Below are 17,068 nucleotides of genomic sequence, written 5' to 3' on the forward strand. Positions count from 1 at the left end.
GCCGGGGGCGGTGTGGTGGGCGGCGGTGTGGTCGGCGGGGGTGTGGTCGGCGGTGTGGTGCCGTCGCAGGCCCCGAGGTCTTCCCACAGTGAGGCCGCGGCAACCGGGGTCCAACCGGCTCCGGCAGGCGGGGTGTGCGCGACCCGGGCCCGGTAGAGGCGCCCGGCGTAGGTCACCTGGGCGCCGGCCGCGTATGACGTGCCCTCGGCCCAGGCCGGCGCCGAGCAGGCCACCATGACCACAGCACCCCCGGCCGGGGCGGCAAGAACGGCAGGTGACGCCACGACCCCGGCGGCCAGGGTCGCGGCGCCCGCGGCCAGCGCTATCCATCGGTGCAAGTGACCCATTACATCCTCCTGGAGCTCGCGGTTATCAATCGAGCTTCATGGATGTAACAAAGACTGTCAACTCTCTTTACTGATCCGCCGGCCCGCTCTCGCTGGGCCGTCAGCCGGCCAGCAGCCCGGCGAACTCGTCCGGGTCGATGATCGGGATACCGAGCTGGGCGGCTTTCTTGGCCTTGGCGGTGGTCGTCTCCGAGGTGACCAAGGCCGTGGTGCTGGCGGATACGCTGCCGCTGGCCCGGCCGCCAAGCTGCTCGATGCGCTCGCTGACGGTCGTGCGCGTGTAGCCCGGCACGCTCCCGCTGACCACGTAGGTCCTGCCGTCGAGGGGCTTGTCACCGCCGGTGTCGGGCATTCCCATGGTGACGCCGGCCGTGGCCAGCCGGTCGATGACATCGGCCATCGCGGTCAGCCCGTCGACCACGCTCTGCGCCTTGATCAGCCCCATCTTGTCGATCTCCGCGATCTCCTCGACCGTGGCGGCGCGCAGGGCTTCCATGGTCTTGAAGCGCGCCGCGAGCCAGCGGCCCACGCTGCGCCCGGTCATGCGGATGCCCAGCCCGGTGATGACTCGGTTGAACGGCTGGGACTTGCTGCGCTCCAGCGACGCGACCACCTTGGCGGCATTGAGTTTGCCCAGCAGCACCACCCCGCCCGCCTTGGTGTTGCCGACCGGCAACTCAGCAAGCTGTGACTCGGTGAGCTTGTAGAGATCCGCCACGTCGCCGGTCAGCTCCGCGTTGACCAACGCGGTGCACAGCGCCTCGCCCGCGCCTTCGACGTCCATCGCTTCGCGGCTGCACCAGTATTCGAGCGCGCTGGTGATGCTGCACGAGGCGGTGTGGCAGCGCCAGAGCAGGCTCGACTTGTCCCACGGTTCACCGCACTGCGGGCAGGTTTCCGGCGGCGACCACGGCGTGAGCCCGTGCGGCTGTTCCCCAATCGGTGCGGTGACGCGGGGAATGACATCACCGGCGCGCCACACGGCGACGGTCTGGCCGATCGCCAGCCCTTGTTCCTGAACGAATCCGGGGTTGTGCAGCGTCGCGTAGGTGATCGTGGTGCCGTCGACGAACACCGGGTCGAGTACCGCGCGCAGGGCGATGCGCCCGGTGCGCCCCACCCGCACCTCGATGTCGCGCAGCACGGTGGAGCCGGTGTCGGCCGGATACTTGAAGGCGGCCGCCCAGTGCGGGGTGCGGCTGCCGGATCCGAGCCGCCGCCGGGTCGACTCGAGATCCGCGGTCAGCACCGCGCCGTCGATCGGGAACTCCAGGCCGCGGCGCACCTCGCCGATGCGGGCAATGGCGGCGAGCGCGGCCTCGGCATCCGCGGCGACCTGGAACCCGCCGGTGGCCAGCAGGCTCGCGGCCGGGAACCCGAGCCCGGCGGCGTGCGACATCCGCTCCCGGTGGGAGGAGAAGCTTCCGGAGATGTCGTACGCGGCAAAGGTCATCGGCGTCTCATAGGTGCGGTCGGCACTGCGGATCGACCCGGCCACCGCGCCCCGGGAGTTGATGAACGCCTTGGCCCCGCTGGCGACCCGGTTCGCGCTTGCCGCCTCGAAGTCGCCGACGGTCATGTAGACCTCGCCGCGGACCTCACCCGTCCAGCCGCTGCCGAGCCGGGCGGGCAGGCCGGTCACCCCCCGCAACACCTGCCCAGTGACGTCCTCGCCGCTGCTGCCGTCACCGCGCAACGCCGCCAGGGTCAGCCGCCCCTGCTGGTACTCCACCCGGATCGCCAGCCCGTCAAGCTTGACCTCGACCAGGCACGGGTCGCCACCCAGACTCGTCACGAACCCGCGCACCGCCTCCTCATCGGTGACCTTGTCGAGCGACATCATCGGCACCGGATGCCGCACGTCGCCGCCGGCTGACACCCCGGCGGCCACCTGGGTGGTGACCCCGCGGTCATCCCACTGCGGATGGGCCTCGCGCGCCTCGGCGATGCGGTCGACCAGCGCGTCGTAGTCGGCATCGGCCATCAACACCTCACCGGTGTCGTAATACGACTTGGCGGCGGCCCGCGCCTGCTCGACAGCGGCAGCGAACCCGGCTTCGGTGAGGTCGTTCTCGATCATGCCGCCAACCTACGCGGCAGGTACGACAATTCCCCGGCGCCGAACGGGACGGAAACCCTATTGCCAGGTGGGATCGTCGAGGGTGCTCTCGGTCAGCATGGTGGCCAGGTACTGGCACTGGCCGGTGGTGCAGGCCGGCGACGGCCAGGTGATGGCCACGATCACCCGGTACATCGCTACGTACTGGCTGCGCAGCACCGATGGCACCACCGTGCAGTCGCCGCCCGCCTTGGCCTGCCAGCACAAGCCCACGTACCACCATCGCTGGTACGGCGTCTCGTCGCCGGACATCTGCATGGTCTCCGGTGCCGTCGGCAGGCCCTGCACGGTCGATGACGCCGGCAAGGTCGTGTCCTGCCACACCAGCGTGGTGCGAGCCGGGTCGAGGTACGTGCTGACGCCCGGCGCCTGCCACTCGTCCTGCACTGCCGCCTGCGTCCGGCCCAGCACCAGGTTCTCCCCCGGTAGCTGGCTCACGTAGTCCATGGAGTCGATTGCCAGCTGCACCGCGGTCTGGGTGTCCGCCTGCTGATGCTGCAGGATCTCCGAGCGCACGAAGAACCCGGCCAGGCTGGCCATCACGGCTCCAACGATGCCCAGCGCGACGATCGTCTCCAGCAGTGTGAAGCCCTCGTCGCCGGGGGCGATGCGGCGCCGGTTCATCGCTCGACCACGTTCGACAGGCCGGAGGTGCTGACCGGCGGGTCCGCATTCCACTTCTGGGCGTAGTCGCCGGTGCAGTCCGTCAGGCCCACCCAGTCCGCCTGCACCGGGTTGCCCGCAGCGGGCAGCGGCGCCAGGCACTTACCGGCCCAGGAACCGGTGCCCTCGATGCGGAACTTCTCGTCGTAGGTGGCGCCCTTGTCGCCGCGCATCCACCAGATGAAGTCCGCCGGGGCGCTGGCCGCGTACGTGGGGCAGGCAGCCATGGTCGCCTTGGTCTGACCGGCGGCGGGTGCCTTCAGGCACACCTTGGTTGTCCGGTCGGTCTTCGTCACGAAGATCAGGCCCTTGGAGCCGTAGTCCGGCACGGTCCACACCTGGTTCCACACCTGGTTCAGGTCCCGGAACTGCAGGCTGGGTGACTGCTTGCACGGGAACGCCCAAACATTGACGCCGCTGTAGTTGTAGTCCAGGCACTTGCCGAACTGGGTGAAGTTGACCAGCTGGCCGGAGTCCGGCCCCGCTGCACCCGACCCGGCATCGGCGGTGACGTTCCAGGACTGGTAGTCGGTGAGCGTCTGCCCGCACTTGCGGGAGGAGTCGTTGTTGAGCGACCCGCTGGTGTTGTTCAGCATGATCGACTGGCTCGGCGTCATGATGGTCCAGCAGAACGAGTTGAGGCTGTTGCCGTCGCTGGTGCCGCGGAAGTTGCTGGACGAGTCGAACGCCCACTGCTGGTAGGTCTTCGTGGCCAGGCCGCAGTCCTGCAGCTTGAGTTGCTGGCCAACCGTCTCGGTCACCCCGGCCTGGGCGCACAGCCCGTTGGGGTACAGCGCCGGGTCGGCGGTCATCAGCTTGATCGTCAGGTTGGCCAGGTAGCCGAACTTCTGGCTGTCGACAGTGGTGCCGTCCGCCCTCGTCGCACACTCGGTCATGGTCAGGGCCGCACCGGCGGAGGGCGTGGGCGCGGTGAGGCAGAAGTCCTTGGTTGCCGTCGCCGTGCGGTACACCCGGATCTGACCGCCCGGCATGTTGCCCAGGGCGCGCAGTTTGAACTGGTACGTACCGATCAGCGTGCGGTGATACTTGCCGTCCATCGACATGCCATCGGCGACAAGATAGGCCCACCGCGGGGTTTCGAGCAGCTGTACGGCACAGGTCACGCCGTTCGCCTGCACCCAGTCAGCGCTCTTCTGACCCGGGTCATCCTTGAGGTACCAGATCGTGGTGGAGTAGCTGCCTTCCCGGGTGCTGAGCGTCCCGGTGACCTGAGCCGCCTGCCCGGAGGTGCATGGCAACGCGGTGATCGCGCCCGCCATGCCGGCGGCCCGCAGGGAGGCGAGCGAGCCGGCCAGCCCGCTACGGGCGGCGAGCAGTGCCGAGGATCGGCCGATGGCGCTGTTGGTGTCGAGCGCTCCGCGCACCATCACGTTCAACGTCAGCATGCTCAGGCCCACGCCGATGATGACCACCAGCATGGCCAACGGCAGCGACCCCTCATCGTCGCGGCGCCATCTGAGCGTCCTCATGGCCGGTCCAGGCCGGTGCAGACGGTGCTGCTCGTGGTCAGCAGTGAGGTGTTGAGCGCGGTGAAGGAGAAGGCCGACCGGCGCGCGGCCTGCGACGAGTTGGCGTCGGGACGTACCGTCACGTCGACTGTCAACCGCTGGTGCGGGAAGCCGCTGGACGTGGCGGGCTGCAGGGTGAAGGGCCGGGAGCCGGTCAGGAACGACGCAACGGTGACCCAGGAGCCGGCCGGTGCGCTCGCGTCCTTCGAGCGCCGCTGCAGCAGGCCGGACCGCTCGTTCAGCCGCAACTGCGTGCAGCTCGTTGCGCCGGCCGACACCGATGACCACTCGACGTACCAGCCACCGCCGGCAGACGCGGTGGTGTTCGGCTGGCTGATCGCCGTCGCGTACCGCACCGAACGGTCGAGTTGCTGAAAGGCAACCTGCACCTGCGTCATCTCGGTGGACAACACGTCCGACCGGTCGGTGAAACGGTACATCTGCACGATCCCCGTGGTGACCAGCGCCATCACCACCGAGGTCAGCGCCATCGACACCATGACCTCGGCCAGGGTCATCCCGGCATCCCGGCCGGCCCCGCAGGGCAGCGGGCGATGCGGGATCGCCCACCGGTGCGCGTACCGCTTGATCATCGGTTGTCCTGTCCCCGAGAGATTCGTTCCGCCGCTGGGATCGGCCGCCCGAGCCGGTGGTTGAGGGAAACAGCCAGACCACATCTGTCCTGGTCAGCGGGCGCTTCAACATTTTCACAGCCGAGCCGTCAGGCGGCCTTTGTGAGGCTGTGGCCGCGGATCCAGCCCCCTGGTGGGCGGTCCGGGAATTCGTCGCGAACGAGAGGCAGAAGATGAGAATGCGCCGCTGGCTCGCTGGTGCGGGCATCGTGGCAGTGGGGGTTGGTGGGGCCGCGGTGCCGGCGTCGGCCGCCGCGACCACCACCACGATCGAGGACACCAGCTCCTCGGTCAGCTGGTCGGGGACATGGGCCCAATGCAGCACCACCAACTGTTTCAAGGCCAGAAGCGACAGCAGCTTCAAGTGGACGCAGACGGCCGGCTCGTCGGTGACGGTGAACTTCACCGGCCAGTCGATCGACCTGTACGGCATGAAGGAACCCTGGGACAACATCGCCACGGTATCGATCGACGGCGGCCCGAGCGTCGACGTCGACTTCTACGCCCCGGCGGTCAGCAACGACACCGTCGCGGTGTACACCTCACCGACCCTGGCGGAGGCCGCGCACACGCTCAAGCTGACCATGACGAGCCGGCGCAACCCGGCGTCCTCGGGCGGGAACTCGATCACCTTCGACAAGGCCGTGGTGCGCTCGGACACCACCACGACCCCGCCGGCACCGCCCACCGGGAGGCGGGCCAGCGGCCTGCCGTGGAGTTCCGGCGTGGGCCCGCAGTCGCAGAGCGCGCAGCGGGTCAATGAGTTCGCCACCTTCCGGGGTGCGCCGGTCGACAACGTCGCGCTGTTCCCGCCGCGCGACAACTGGAGCACGCTGTCGGATCCGAACTGGATAGCCACGGGGCTACCCAGCAGCTTCGACGCGGCTCGCGACGACCTGGTCCTGACGGTCCCGTTGTGGCCGGGCAGTAACAGCGTGGGCAACACCGGCACGCAGGCGCAGTGGCAGAACCTGGCCAACGTCATCAAGGCCAAGGACGCCAATGCGTACGTCCGGCTGGGCTGGGAGATGAACCTGCCCAGTTCGTACTGGCGGATCGGTGACGGCACCCGGCGCGACTACAACGGGGCCATCATCCCCGACAACCGGTCGCAGTGGCAGGCGTCCTACCTGCAGGCCGCCCAGTGGATCAAGGCGGCGGCCCCGGATCTGCGGATCGTCTGGAACCCCAACTACGGCGCGGACCAGACCTGCACCGACTGCTCCCGCAAGGTGTTCCAGGCCGTCAAGCAGTACATCGACGTGTACGGCATCGACACCTACGACTCGTGGAACCCCGATTCCGGCGCCAACGGCACCGCTGAGCACGTGGCCCGACTCAACGACACACGGGACTACGCCGCTGCCAACCAGAAAAAGTGGGCCGTTCCGGAGTGGGGTCTGGGCTGCAACACCTCCGGTTGCCAGTGGGCGGGTCACGCCGGCGGCGACAACCCGCAATACATCCACGACTACCTGACCTACTTCAAGAACAACGCGGCGAACCTGGCCTTCGAGTCCTACTTCGACGAGCCCAGTTCGTACATCCGTTCGGCCCTCAGCACGTCCCCCATCGGGCCGAACGCTCCGGCGAGATACCGCGCCGACATCGCGGCCTCCAAGGTTTCCTGACCTCCCCGAAGGAGCTTGACATGAGCATTGGCACAGCGATTCGTGCACGGCGGGCAGCAGCCGTGCTGACCCTGAGCGTGGCCCTGAGCGTGACCGGCGCCATCTTCGCCGGTCCAGCCAGCGCGACGGTCGACAGCGCAACCGGCAGCGACGTGGGCGCCATCGCGTACGAGCAGGGCGTCACCTCCGACAATGTCAGCGTCGTCGCCCGTCGCACCGGGCGCGCCGGGCTGTGCAACTTCTATACCGGGTGGTGGTTCGACAGCTACAACGACGCGCAGTCCACCGCAGGCGGTGCCACCACCTCGGCCGGCGGCTGCGATCACGCCACCAACGGGTACGAGAAGCACAACTCGGACAAGAAGTGGGTGTCCGTCGACTGGGTTGGCCGCAACTGGTGCGCCGACTTCGCAAAGTTCGCGTTCTACTGGGGCGGTGCCAAGGTCGGGGGCATCAACGGCCTCGCGTCCAGCTTCAAGTCGTACGGTCAGACCCACGACACCTTCCACCGGGCGGGCTCCTACATCCCGCGCCGCGGTGACGCGGTCATGTACGACTGGGACCACGACGGCGACATCGACCACGTCGGCATCGTGACGTCGTGGTACGCCGACAACCGCGACGGCACCTACGGCTCGGTGGAGGGCAACCGAGGCGGCGGCAACGGCAAGGTCGTCCACAAGACGAACCAGCCCAGCAACGGCGCCGACGTGTACGGCTTCACGAGTCCGGTGTCCTGAACCTAACGGCGATTCCAGCGGCGGGCACTCCTGCGAGTGCCCGCCGCTCCCGCTTCGTGGTCACCTCAACTGCCGTCGAAGGTGAAGTAGACGCTGTGGTGGTAACCGCCGGGCGCCGCCGCGCGGGGCGATGCCGTCGAACAGCGATATGTCGGCGGCGGGACAGGCAGCGGTGGCGCGGGGGGCGGCAGACCAGCCGTGGACAGCCGGCTGCCCCCAGGGCCAGCAGGCGACGACGGCTGATCCCCACGGAGCCCCCCGCAGTGCTCAGTTGCCCAGCGTGACGTGGAAGAGCTTCTCGTTGCTGTTGTCGGGGATGCTGTCCTTGTCGCCGTTGTTGCTGGTGGTCAGCCACAGACCGCCGTCGGGGGCGGGCTCCACAGTGCGCAGCCGGCCGTACGTACCGGTGAAGTAGCTTTGGATGTTGGTCAGTTCGCTGCCGTTGATGACTTCGCGGTACATCCGGGTGCCGCGCTCGCAGGCGACGTAGAGCACGTCGCGGACGATCGCGATGCCCGAGCAGGAGCCGTCGGCGGTCGGGTAGGTGTGTTTGGGCGCGATGTATCCGGCGGTGCCGCAGGTGCCGGACGTGCCTTCGCAGGCCGGCCAGCCGTAGTTGCCGCCCTTGGTGATCAAATTCGTTTCGTCCATGACCGCGTTGCCGAACTCCTGCTCCCACAGCCGGCCCCGCGAGTCGAAGGCCAGACCCTGCGGGTTGCGGTGACCGTAGCTCCACACGTAGGTGCCGAACGGGTTGTCCGGCGGCACGGACCCATCGGCGTTCAGCCGCAGGATTTTGCCGTTGAGGCTGGCGCGGTTCTGGGCGTTGTCGCCGTTCTGCGCGTCGCCGGTGCTGGCGTACAGCTTGCCGTCCGGGCCGAACCGGAGCCGGCCGCCGTTGTGGAACTTGTTGCGCAGGATGCCGGAGAGCAGGACCTGTTCGGTGCCGGTGTTCAAGGTGCCGCCGTCGAAGCGGATCCGCACGATCCGGTTGTCGGCGGGCGAGGTGTGCATGATGTAGAGCCAGTGGTCGCTGCCGAACGTGGGTGCGATGGCCAGGCCCAGCAGGCCGCCCTCGCCGTCGGTGTTGTCCACGCCGGGCACCGTTCCGACGCTGGTCCGCGCCCCGGTGGCCGGGTCGAGGTGGACGATGTCGTGGGCGTCGCGCCGGTTGTAGAGGATCGTGCCGTCCGGGAGGGTGACCAGTCCCCACGGGATGTCGGTGTCGGCGCCGATCTGGGTGACCGCACAGATGGAGCTCCCACAGGCCGCCCCGGTGGTCACGGTCGCGGTGGTGCTGTGCGCCGATACGTTGGCCTGGGCGTCACGGGCCACCACGAAGTACGAGTACGACCGGTTCGCGGCCAGGGCACTGTCGATGAACGTCGTCGCCGGAGCGCTGGTGGCGGTGCCGGTGACCGTGCCGGCCTTGGCGTTGTCGCGGTAGATGTCGTACGCCCGCACGCCGATGTTGTCGGTGGCCGCGGTCCAGCTCAACGTGACAGTGGTGCCGGTTGCCGAGCCGGTGAGGCCGGTCGGGGCGCTCGGCGGCTCGGTATCGGCCTGGCAGTGCGGCGGGGTGATCGGCACTGTTGCGCTGGCCTGCGAGACGTTGCCCGCAGCGTCGCGGGCGTTGACGTACAGGCCCCAGGTCACGCCGCCCACGACGGTCAGGCTGGTGGACAGGGTCGTGCCGCCGACCGATTTCATCAGCTGGCCGTCGTGGTACACGTCGTAGAAGGCGACGCCGACGTTGTCGCTGGAGGCGTTCCACGCGAAGGTGACGGCGTCGCAGACCAGGTCGCTGACGCGCGGGTTGCCGGGAACGCTGGGCGCGGCGGTGTCAGCGGCCGCCGTACGCCATTTCTGGTTGGCCGCGCCGGTGCAGGTCCACAACCCCACGAGCGTGCCGTTTGCCGTACCCGCCCCGGTCACATCGAGGCAGAGCCCGGACTGCACGCCGGTGATGGTGCCGTCGGCGTTCAGCCGCCATTTCTGGTTGGCGCCACCGTTGCAGGTGTAGATCTGCGCCACCGCCGGCGACGTGGTGGCCTGACCAGCCACGTCCAGGCACTTGGGCGGGTCGTACACCCGCAGCTCGCCGGCTGCGGTGAACGTCCAGGCCTGGTTGGCCTGCCCCTTGCAGTCGTACAAATTGACACGGGCTTTGCTGGCCGAGGATTGGCCGATCACGTCGAGGCATCGTCCGGAACCCACGGCGACGACGGCTGTGCCGGTTGCCGCTTCGGCCACCACCCGGACCCCGAGAACAGCAAGCACGGTGGTCACGACGGCAACAAAACCCATCAGCGAGCGCCGGCCGCGCGCCCCGCCCATCAACGCAGAACCCATCGCTGCTGCCCCCCGCCATTCCAACCCCACTGCACCAGCGGGGCTCCGTCAACTGTCGCGGACGCGCCGTCAAGGGCGGCGCCACCCTGCTGGTTCCAGATCTTGTAGGAGCCGTCGGGCTGTTGATCGACCCACCAGCGCTGGTTGCCGCTACGGGTCGGCTGCCACTGGACCAGGCTGGTTCCGTCCTGCGCGGATCCGGCCGGGCAGTCGAGGGCCTGCCAGGTGGCGAGGTTGACGATGTTCCACGAGTTGTCCGAGTTGCGGGTGAACAACCATCGCTGGTTCTGCCCGTTGTTCGCGCCCCACTGGATGACGTTCTGGCCATTGCCGTACGTGCCGGAGCTGTCGATGGCGAGACCTGTTTTCTGATTCGTGACGACGTGGATGCCGCCAATATCACTGGGCCGGGAGGCCGGGGTGTACTGCAGCCATGCCAGGGCGCTGACGAACTTGTTGGCGGTGAGGCTGTTGTCGGCCGGGGTGTTCTGGGTCCACGCGTTCCACGTGATGCCGAGATCGCTGCGCCGGTGGGCTTGAATGGCATCGGCGTTCTGCACCATCCAGGAGTAGTAGGTGTCCCATTGGCGATTGTCGCGTACGAAGTGCCCGGCCCCGCGCGCCATTTCGTCGGCCCAGGTGTTGAGGTAATTGGCGCTGTTGCTGAACACGCCGTTGGTGGTCAGATCGGTGCGGGCGTAATCGATGGCCTTTTTGGCGTCGTTGTAGACGTTGGTGTCGCCGGTGCTCTCGTGGATGAGGTTGGCGAAATCAGCGAACGTGCCCTGGTTGTAGGCGGCGGCCCCGCGATCGATGGTGCCGGAGCGGTCGATTCTGGCGTACACCTGACCGGTGGCCGGGTTGTACAAGTGGTTCCACACCCAGTCATAGATCTGCCGGGCCTTAGCCAGATAGCTCGTGTCGTGGGTGCTCTGATAGATCAGGACCGCTACTTTGCCCAAGCTGTCATTGGACAGCGGCTCCTTGGCCGGCTCCCGCGGGGGATTCTCGCGGGCGGCGTATTCCGGGTTTTCCTCCCAGATGCCACCACCGTTGTACTGGGTGTCCCATCCGCGGCCGAAGGCATAGTCGAAGCCATACCTGGCCTGGGTGAGGAAGGTGGCATTCCCGGTGATCTGGTAGCCGCGGATGAGCGCGAGCGAGAACCAGCCGATGTCGTCGTTCCAGCCGTCCCAGCTCCACGGCGGCGGGTTCTTACGCAGCCACGTGGTCAGCAGGTCGTTCACGAGGGTCTTCCTGGCCGGGTCGCCGGTCTGCTCATAGGCGTCCTCGGCGCCGAGGATGTCGAGCGAACCGGCCCAGGTGCCGTCGGGCTTGCCATCGTTCAGCGCGGCCTTGTAGTAGGTGTCACCGCCTGAGCGCACGAGGAAGGCGTTGTTGAAACTGGTGAACATCGCCTCGGCGGCGCCGGCCTCGACAGCGGAAGCGTCGGGGGCCGCAACCACCAACCCGCCGGCCAGAAGCAGCAGCGTTGCCGGAAAAACTGTTGTCACTGACCTTCGACGTTTCATGGGCATCCTGACGACAATGGGGATGAGGGGCGCGACCACCGGTTGGGGGATGGCGATCGCGACGACGACCATCTTGAATGTCCAACCTACAAGGTTCCTTCTTGCCGCCGCAGACGCTGGAGATCCCCGTGGGCCCCCAGCAGCAGGGCCGCTTCCGCTAGAGCTGCTGCGCGTTCGGGGATTCGCCCGACCGTGCGGTAGTGCTTCGCCGCTTGCAGAGCCGGTTGCGGGTCACCGGTCATCAAGGCCCGGCATCGGGCCAAGGCATTCACGGCGCGAGCGGGGGTACGTTCCCGGGCGGCCTCTGCGGCGCACAGCTCGGTGGCCCGCTCGGCCACGTCGACTCGGCCAGCCTGCAGGGCGACCCGCACGAGGTGCGGCAGCCACTGATGAGGTAACAGCAGTGTCTTATCTGCCGGATCGAGCAGGCCGGCGAGCAGGTTGAGGCAGGCGTCCGGGTCACCGCGGTGCTCGGCGCGAACGGCCCGGGCGGCGAGCAGAAAGTCGCTGTGCTCGCGTTCCCCGGTGGTGAGGGCCTCCCCGGGCACGACGGTCGCGTCCGGTTCGCCGCGGTGGGCGTTGATGAGCGCCGTCACCCCGCGCAGCAGCAACGTCGAGGCTCGCGGGTCGCGGCAGCCGAACTGGGCGATGGCGGGGCTGTCCTCGGTCAGGGCGCTGAGCCGTACGACGGCGTCGTCCCACCGGCCACGCCAGTAGTCCTGCACGGCGGCGGTCAGCGCCAGCGGATTCGCCAGCCGGTGCCGCGCACCCACTCGGACGGCCTCGTGCAGGGTGCGGTCGGCTTCGTCGAGGCGGTCCAGGTTCTGCAGGGAGAAGATGCGGTTGTCCAGCAGATCGAGGTGCAGCTCGGCATGCGGGGTGCGCGGGCCCAGCAGCGCAAGCGCACGGTCGGCGTGGTGCAGGGCAGCCTGGTGTTCCCGCTGGCCCGAGCTTTCCCGCCACAGTGCCTGCAGCGCGGCGATGTCGTCGTAGGGGGCGCCGGCCTTGCCGAGGCGGGCGAGCAACGTGCGGTGCCGGATGCGCCAGCTCGGCGGTGTCCGCGGGTCGGCCATCGCCTCGGTCAGCTGAGCGCTCGCGGCACCCAGGTCGCCGAACTGGATCCGTACCTCGGCAATCAGCTGGTGCATCTGCGCCCGGTCCGCGGGTTCCTGCAGCAGCCGTAACGCCTGCCGGGCTTCGTGCTCCGGGCGGCCGCCGAGCCGGAAGACGGCTCTGGCATGGGCGGTCAGCAGGGCGGCCCGTTGGTGCTCTGTCGGCAGGTCGCTGTCGAGCACCCGCCGCCCTAGCTCGACCGCCCGAGCCGGTGCCTGCTCGGCGAGTTCCGCCAGGTGCGCCACCGCCCACACCAGCAGCCAGGGGTCCACGTCTGCCGGCCCGGCCGACAGGTGGACCGCTACGCCGGCAGCAGGAGAACCGAGACTGGCCAGGGCCTCAGCCAGCCGGCGGTGCAGCCGGAGGCGATCCTCGCGGGCCAGGCTCTGCACCACCGCTTCGGCCCAGCGAACGTCGGAGAAGGCGAGCCCGTCGCCGGTGTCAACCAGGACACCGGCGTCCAAGGCGTCCTCAAGCTGGCTCATGACGTCGGCGGGCGGCTGTCCGGACGCTGCCAGCAGGGGAGCAGCGTCGAAGGGGCTACCGAGAACAGCCGCCAGCCGCAGCAACTCCCCCGAACCCGGGACGGTGTCGTTGATGCTGGGGATCTGACCGTGCAGCTCGCGCAGCATCGCGCCGGGCTGGGCGCCCAGCTCCGCGGCGAAGGTCTTCTCGGCTGACCGGAAGGCTGCCAGGGCTTCGCCCACCCGGCCGGCCTGGAGCAACGCCCGCATTAGCAGCTCGTGAAACGGCTCGTGCAGCGGGTGGGCCCGGACGATGCCCGCCAGCTCGGCCACCGCATCATCGTCACCCAGCGCGATGAGCAGGCGAGCGCGCCGTTCGATCGCATCGAGGTGCAGCCGGTTGAGATAGGCGCGGTCGACCTCGAAACGGGCGCCCTCGCAACCGGTGTACGGTTCGCCGCGCCATAGCTGGAGGGCATCGTGGAGCAGAGCCGCAGCACCGGCCCGGTCACCGGCTTCCTCCCGGTCCGCGGCCTGACCGGCCAGCGTCTCGAAGCGCATCACGTCGCGGGCCTGCGGGTCGAGCCGTAACCGATAACCGGTGGGGTGCGACTCCAGCACGTCATCGGTCAGGCTCCGGCGCAGCCCGGAAATGTAGGTGTAGATGTTGTCGCGCGCTGCGGACGGTGGCGAGGCTCCCCAAACCGCGGCGATGAGGTCGGCCGGGGTGACGATCTGCCCGGCCGCGGCGACCAGCACGGCGAAGATCGTCCGCTGCCGAGCCGTGCCGAGGCGCACCGGACGCCCGTCGGTCCAGGCGCGAACCGGTCCGAGGACGGCGACGTCGAGTTTGGCGGGCACGTCAGCGCGGCCCGCTGGTGGCGCGTGCCGCCCGGTAGGCAGATCGGTGCTTGGCCCTGGCCACCTGGGCCCGGTCGTGGCGTGGCTCGGTGGCTGTCCCGGGCAGGCGCACCCGCAGGTGCAGGATCAGGTGGCGGAAGCGGCCCAGCCAGCGCCGGCCGTGCTGCCCGCGGCCGAGCACCGAGCGCGCGATCTCCGCCGCAGCGACCGGATGGTTGCGCCGGTCATGGCTGCAGGCAGCAATCCACAGCATCTCCGCCTGAACGTCCGGATCGCCGGTGCGGGCCGCAGCCCACCCGGCCTCGGCAGCGGCATCCCGGCCCTGCCCGAACAGCAGCCGGGCCAGCCAGATGCTCAAGGCCACGTGGACCTCGGGGTCAGGCAGATGCTGCAGGTGGGCTCGCCGCAGCAGGTCGACCGCGTCGCGCGGGGAGCGGTGGGCGAGCTCGTCGATGTGCTCCAGCAGCCATCGGCTGGCGGGGACGCTCAGTGGAGCCGGGGCGGCCCGCAGCAGCTGGGTGGCCACCCGTTCCGGAGGTCCGAAGGAGTCGGCGATCAGGTGGGCGAAGAACTCGTGCCGTGCCGAGCGCAGGGTCTGCGGCGTGCGGCCGTACAGCGCCTCGCCGAGCGCCGGGTCGCTCAGAGTGACCGTTCCGGTGGACGTGGTTGTGATCCAGTCGCTCGCTTGCTCGACGACCGTGACCGGCAGGCCGGTCACGTGGCTGACCTCCTGCAGCGTGGCACCCGGGCCCAGGAAGGCGACCGCCCGCACGATGTCACGCTGTTTCAGCAGCAGCTCGTCCCGTCGGTGTTCACTCGCGGTGCGCAGTTCCCGCAATCGGACGCGATGGGCGTCAGCGTAGGGGCCGGGCAGGCCAGCCAGGGCTTCGCCGTTCCACAGGCTCAGCGCTTGCTCAAGCGCGTCCAGCTCGGACGACGAGCGGTCGTCCGCCCGGTAGCGCCGGGCCTTCGCCCGCAGCGCCTCGAACCACCGCGTATCGACCGTCTGCTCGCTCACATGGAGCCGGTAGACACCGTCCTCGCGGGTCAGTATCTGCTCGCCCAACGCCTCGCGCAGCGCACTGATATGGGTGTAAACGTTGCCGTTCGCGCTGGGCGGCGGATCATCACCCCACACAGCCGCGATCAACTGTTCGCGGGTGGCCTCACCCGCGAGCGCGAGGACGGCCAGCAGGGCCGCCCGGATTCCGGAGCCGAGCTGCTGATCGACACCGTTGCGCCGGATCCGGACCGGGCCCAGCAACCGGACAATGTCGTCTGCCATCGCCTGCCCTCCGCCCGGCACCTGCTTCCCGTTCCGCCGCTCGTGCGACCGCGGGCAGCGCTGGGGATCGTAGCTCGTCCATGGCGGGTACCGTGGCGGCCGATCACGGTAACAGTGGGCGGGAGGATCTCATGGCGCGTCGCAGCGGTCCTGGTCCCGCCCCGCTCGGGCCGGCCGATCCGCGCAGGCTCGGGGACTACCGGCTGACCGGCCGGTTGGGGGCCGGCGGCATGGGCGTGGTGTACGCCGCGGTCGACCGAGCCGGGCGTCCGGTGGCCGTCAAACTCGTGCACGCTGCGCTGGCCGCCGACGACGAGTTCCGCCGCCGGTTCCGCCGGGAGGTCACCCGCGCCCGGCAGGTCCCGCCGTTCTGCACCGCGGCGGTGCTCGACGCCGACACCGACCACGAACCGCCCTACCTGGTCTTCGAGTACATCGACGGGCCCAGCCTGCACGAAGACGTCGAGCAGCGCGGCCCGCTGGCCCCGGCCGACCTGCACAGCGTGGCGATCGGGATGGCGACCGCGCTCACCGCGATCCACGGGGCCGGAGTCGTCCACCGTGATCTCAAACCCAGCAACGTGCTCCTGGCCCCGGGCAGCCCCAAGGTCATCGACTTCGGCATCGCCCAGGACGGCCAGCCGGCCAGCGCGGTGACCCATCCGCACCAACTGGCCGGCACGATCGCGTACATGGCTCCGGAACGCTTCGATGCCGCGCCGGTGACCACGGCAGCCGACATCTTCTCGTGGGGTCTGGTCGTCGCGTACGCGGGAACCGGCCGCAACCCGTTCGACGCCGACTCGCCGTCGAGCATCGCCGGGCGCATCCTCACCCAGCATCCCGACCTGTCGGGCCTGCCGGACCCGCTGCGGCAGGTGGTCGCGGCTGCCCTGGCCAAGGACCCGGCAGCGCGGCCCGATGCCCGGGAACTGCTCGACCGGCTGCTGCTCACCGAGCCGCGGCCGGCCTCCTATCGGCCGGTCGTCTCCGATCGCGCCGCATTGAAGTCGCGTTCGAGGCGGCGCCGGTTCGGTGCCATTCTGGCTTGCCTGGTGCTGGCCGCCGCCGCCGTCGCCGTCATGAGCGGCCCGCACCTCAACAACAGGCAGTCGCCGGCCCAGCCGTCAGTTCCCGTTGAACCCACTGGTGGCACGCCCTTGTTCAGCGATCCGCTCAGCCGCAGCGGTCAATGGATGTACACCGACCGCGGAGGTGACGCGATCTGCACCATCACCGACGCGCTGCACGCCACCCGGCTCGACCGCGGCGTTACTCTCTGCATCGGCCCGCACATGCGCCTCACGGGTAGTCACAGCATTGCTGTCGACGCCGTGCTGGACAACGCGGGTAGCTGCGCCGCGATCTGGCTTTTCTGGACCGGCGAGCACGGCGGATACGTGGTGCGGATCTGCCAGAACGACATCTCGCTGGCCATCGATCGCGGGTCCGACCGGCGAGTGCTCGCCGGCCTGCGGATGACCCGGCCGCTGCAGCTCAACCATCCGCTGAACCTGAAAATCCTCGCCAGCACCACGCAGGTGGTGGTCTTCCTGGAGCACCGATATCTCGGTAGTTTCGCCCTGCCCGCGGGCGATCGCAAGGATGGTGCCGACGTGCTCGGGCTCAGCGTCGACGCGCTCACCGCCAAGCCCCCGTTCGGCGTCACCTACGCCAATGTGGACATCCGTACCTACGGCTCCTGACGAGATGCCGGTAGCCGTCGTTCTGCGGTCAGCTCGCGTATCGGACCCAGTCGACGTGCATCGTGACCTGGTCGGGGGTGTCGGGGTTCGGGGC

Annotated in this window: 12 protein-coding genes; 3 read left to right on the plus strand and 9 right to left on the minus strand. The window is 69.1% G+C overall.

Annotated elements, in window-relative coordinates; all coding sequences use genetic code 11:
• From TFC3_RS37925 to TFC3_RS11390, 5 genes are all read right to left on the minus strand, one after another.
• On the minus strand, positions 1 to 347 hold a 347-nt coding region (locus tag TFC3_RS37925; RefSeq protein WP_369819606.1), incomplete at its 3' end, for a carbohydrate-binding protein.
• A 100-nt stretch (positions 348 to 447) separates the two neighbouring features.
• On the minus strand, positions 448 to 2,427 hold the full coding sequence (gene ligA, locus TFC3_RS11375) for an NAD-dependent DNA ligase LigA (RefSeq protein ID WP_067499024.1): 1,980 nt from the start codon (positions 2,425 to 2,427) through the stop codon (positions 448 to 450).
• A 57-nt stretch (positions 2,428 to 2,484) separates the two neighbouring features.
• Positions 2,485 to 3,090, minus strand: a complete 606-nt coding sequence (locus TFC3_RS11380) for a prepilin-type N-terminal cleavage/methylation domain-containing protein (RefSeq protein ID WP_067499026.1) — start codon at positions 3,088 to 3,090, stop codon at positions 2,485 to 2,487.
• Positions 3,087 to 4,619: a hypothetical protein gene (locus TFC3_RS11385; RefSeq protein WP_153040190.1), complete on the minus strand. Its 1,533-nt coding sequence runs from the start codon at positions 4,617 to 4,619 to the stop codon at positions 3,087 to 3,089. The genes TFC3_RS11380 and TFC3_RS11385 overlap by 4 nt, the downstream gene beginning before the upstream one ends.
• On the minus strand, positions 4,616 to 5,251 hold the full coding sequence (locus tag TFC3_RS11390) for a prepilin-type N-terminal cleavage/methylation domain-containing protein (protein WP_067499029.1): 636 nt from the start codon (positions 5,249 to 5,251) through the stop codon (positions 4,616 to 4,618). Before TFC3_RS11390 ends, TFC3_RS11385 begins: the two co-directional genes overlap by 4 nt.
• 212 nt (positions 5,252 to 5,463) lie before the next feature.
• On the opposite strand from TFC3_RS11390, the gene TFC3_RS11395 reads away from it, so the two are divergent.
• Entirely contained in the window at positions 5,464 to 6,921 is a 1,458-nt protein-coding gene (locus TFC3_RS11395; protein ID WP_161952578.1) for a hypothetical protein, read from the plus strand.
• Positions 6,922 to 6,941: 20 nt separating this feature from the next.
• Positions 6,942 to 7,661, plus strand: a complete 720-nt coding sequence (locus tag TFC3_RS11400) for a CHAP domain-containing protein (RefSeq protein ID WP_082771978.1) — start codon at positions 6,942 to 6,944, stop codon at positions 7,659 to 7,661.
• A gap of 267 nt (positions 7,662 to 7,928) precedes the next feature.
• On the opposite strand, the gene TFC3_RS11405 is transcribed toward TFC3_RS11400, so the two are convergent.
• From TFC3_RS11405 to TFC3_RS11420, 4 genes are all read right to left on the minus strand, one after another.
• On the minus strand, positions 7,929 to 10,013 hold the full coding sequence (locus tag TFC3_RS11405; protein ID WP_201787143.1) for a PQQ-dependent sugar dehydrogenase: 2,085 nt from the start codon (positions 10,011 to 10,013) through the stop codon (positions 7,929 to 7,931).
• A complete protein-coding gene (locus TFC3_RS11410) occupies positions 9,998 to 11,527 on the minus strand; it encodes an RICIN domain-containing protein (RefSeq protein WP_067499037.1) in 1,530 nt (509 codons plus the stop codon). The genes TFC3_RS11405 and TFC3_RS11410 overlap by 16 nt, the downstream gene beginning before the upstream one ends.
• A 104-nt stretch (positions 11,528 to 11,631) precedes the next feature.
• A complete protein-coding gene (locus TFC3_RS36940) occupies positions 11,632 to 13,983 on the minus strand; it encodes an AfsR/SARP family transcriptional regulator (RefSeq protein WP_067499038.1) in 2,352 nt (783 codons plus the stop codon).
• A 1-nt stretch (position 13,984) separates the two neighbouring features.
• Positions 13,985 to 15,268, minus strand: a complete 1,284-nt coding sequence (locus TFC3_RS11420) for a BTAD domain-containing putative transcriptional regulator (protein WP_067499040.1) — start codon at positions 15,266 to 15,268, stop codon at positions 13,985 to 13,987.
• A 131-nt stretch (positions 15,269 to 15,399) separates the two neighbouring features.
• On the opposite strand from TFC3_RS11420, the gene TFC3_RS11425 reads away from it, so the two are divergent.
• Positions 15,400 to 16,974: a serine/threonine-protein kinase gene (locus TFC3_RS11425; RefSeq protein ID WP_067506433.1), complete on the plus strand. Its 1,575-nt coding sequence runs from the start codon at positions 15,400 to 15,402 to the stop codon at positions 16,972 to 16,974.
• Positions 16,975 to 17,068: the final 94 nt, after the last annotated feature.

Origin of the sequence: Actinoplanes sp. TFC3, assembly GCF_001553785.1 — a bacterium.
Lineage (GTDB): Bacteria > Actinomycetota > Actinomycetes > Mycobacteriales > Micromonosporaceae > Actinoplanes.

What these genes read in the sequence shown, in the direction of transcription:
- TFC3_RS11420 (WP_067499040.1), bottom strand. Translation starts at nt 15,268, where the DNA reads ATGGCAGACGACATTGTCCGGTTGCTGGGCCCGGTCCGGATCCGGCGC.
- TFC3_RS11380 (WP_067499026.1), bottom strand. Translation starts at nt 3,090, where the DNA reads ATGAACCGGCGCCGCATCGCCCCCGGCGACGAGGGCTTCACACTGCTG.
- TFC3_RS11395 (WP_161952578.1), top strand. Translation starts at nt 5,464, where the DNA reads ATGAGAATGCGCCGCTGGCTCGCTGGTGCGGGCATCGTGGCAGTGGGG.
- TFC3_RS11390 (WP_067499029.1), bottom strand. Translation starts at nt 5,251, where the DNA reads ATGATCAAGCGGTACGCGCACCGGTGGGCGATCCCGCATCGCCCGCTG.
- TFC3_RS11425 (WP_067506433.1), top strand. Translation starts at nt 15,400, where the DNA reads ATGGCGCGTCGCAGCGGTCCTGGTCCCGCCCCGCTCGGGCCGGCCGAT.
- ligA (WP_067499024.1), bottom strand. Translation starts at nt 2,427, where the DNA reads ATGATCGAGAACGACCTCACCGAAGCCGGGTTCGCTGCCGCTGTCGAG.
- TFC3_RS11385 (WP_153040190.1), bottom strand. Translation starts at nt 4,619, where the DNA reads ATGAGGACGCTCAGATGGCGCCGCGACGATGAGGGGTCGCTGCCGTTG.
- TFC3_RS11405 (WP_201787143.1), bottom strand. Translation starts at nt 10,013, where the DNA reads ATGGGTTCTGCGTTGATGGGCGGGGCGCGCGGCCGGCGCTCGCTGATG.
- TFC3_RS11400 (WP_082771978.1), top strand. Translation starts at nt 6,942, where the DNA reads ATGAGCATTGGCACAGCGATTCGTGCACGGCGGGCAGCAGCCGTGCTG.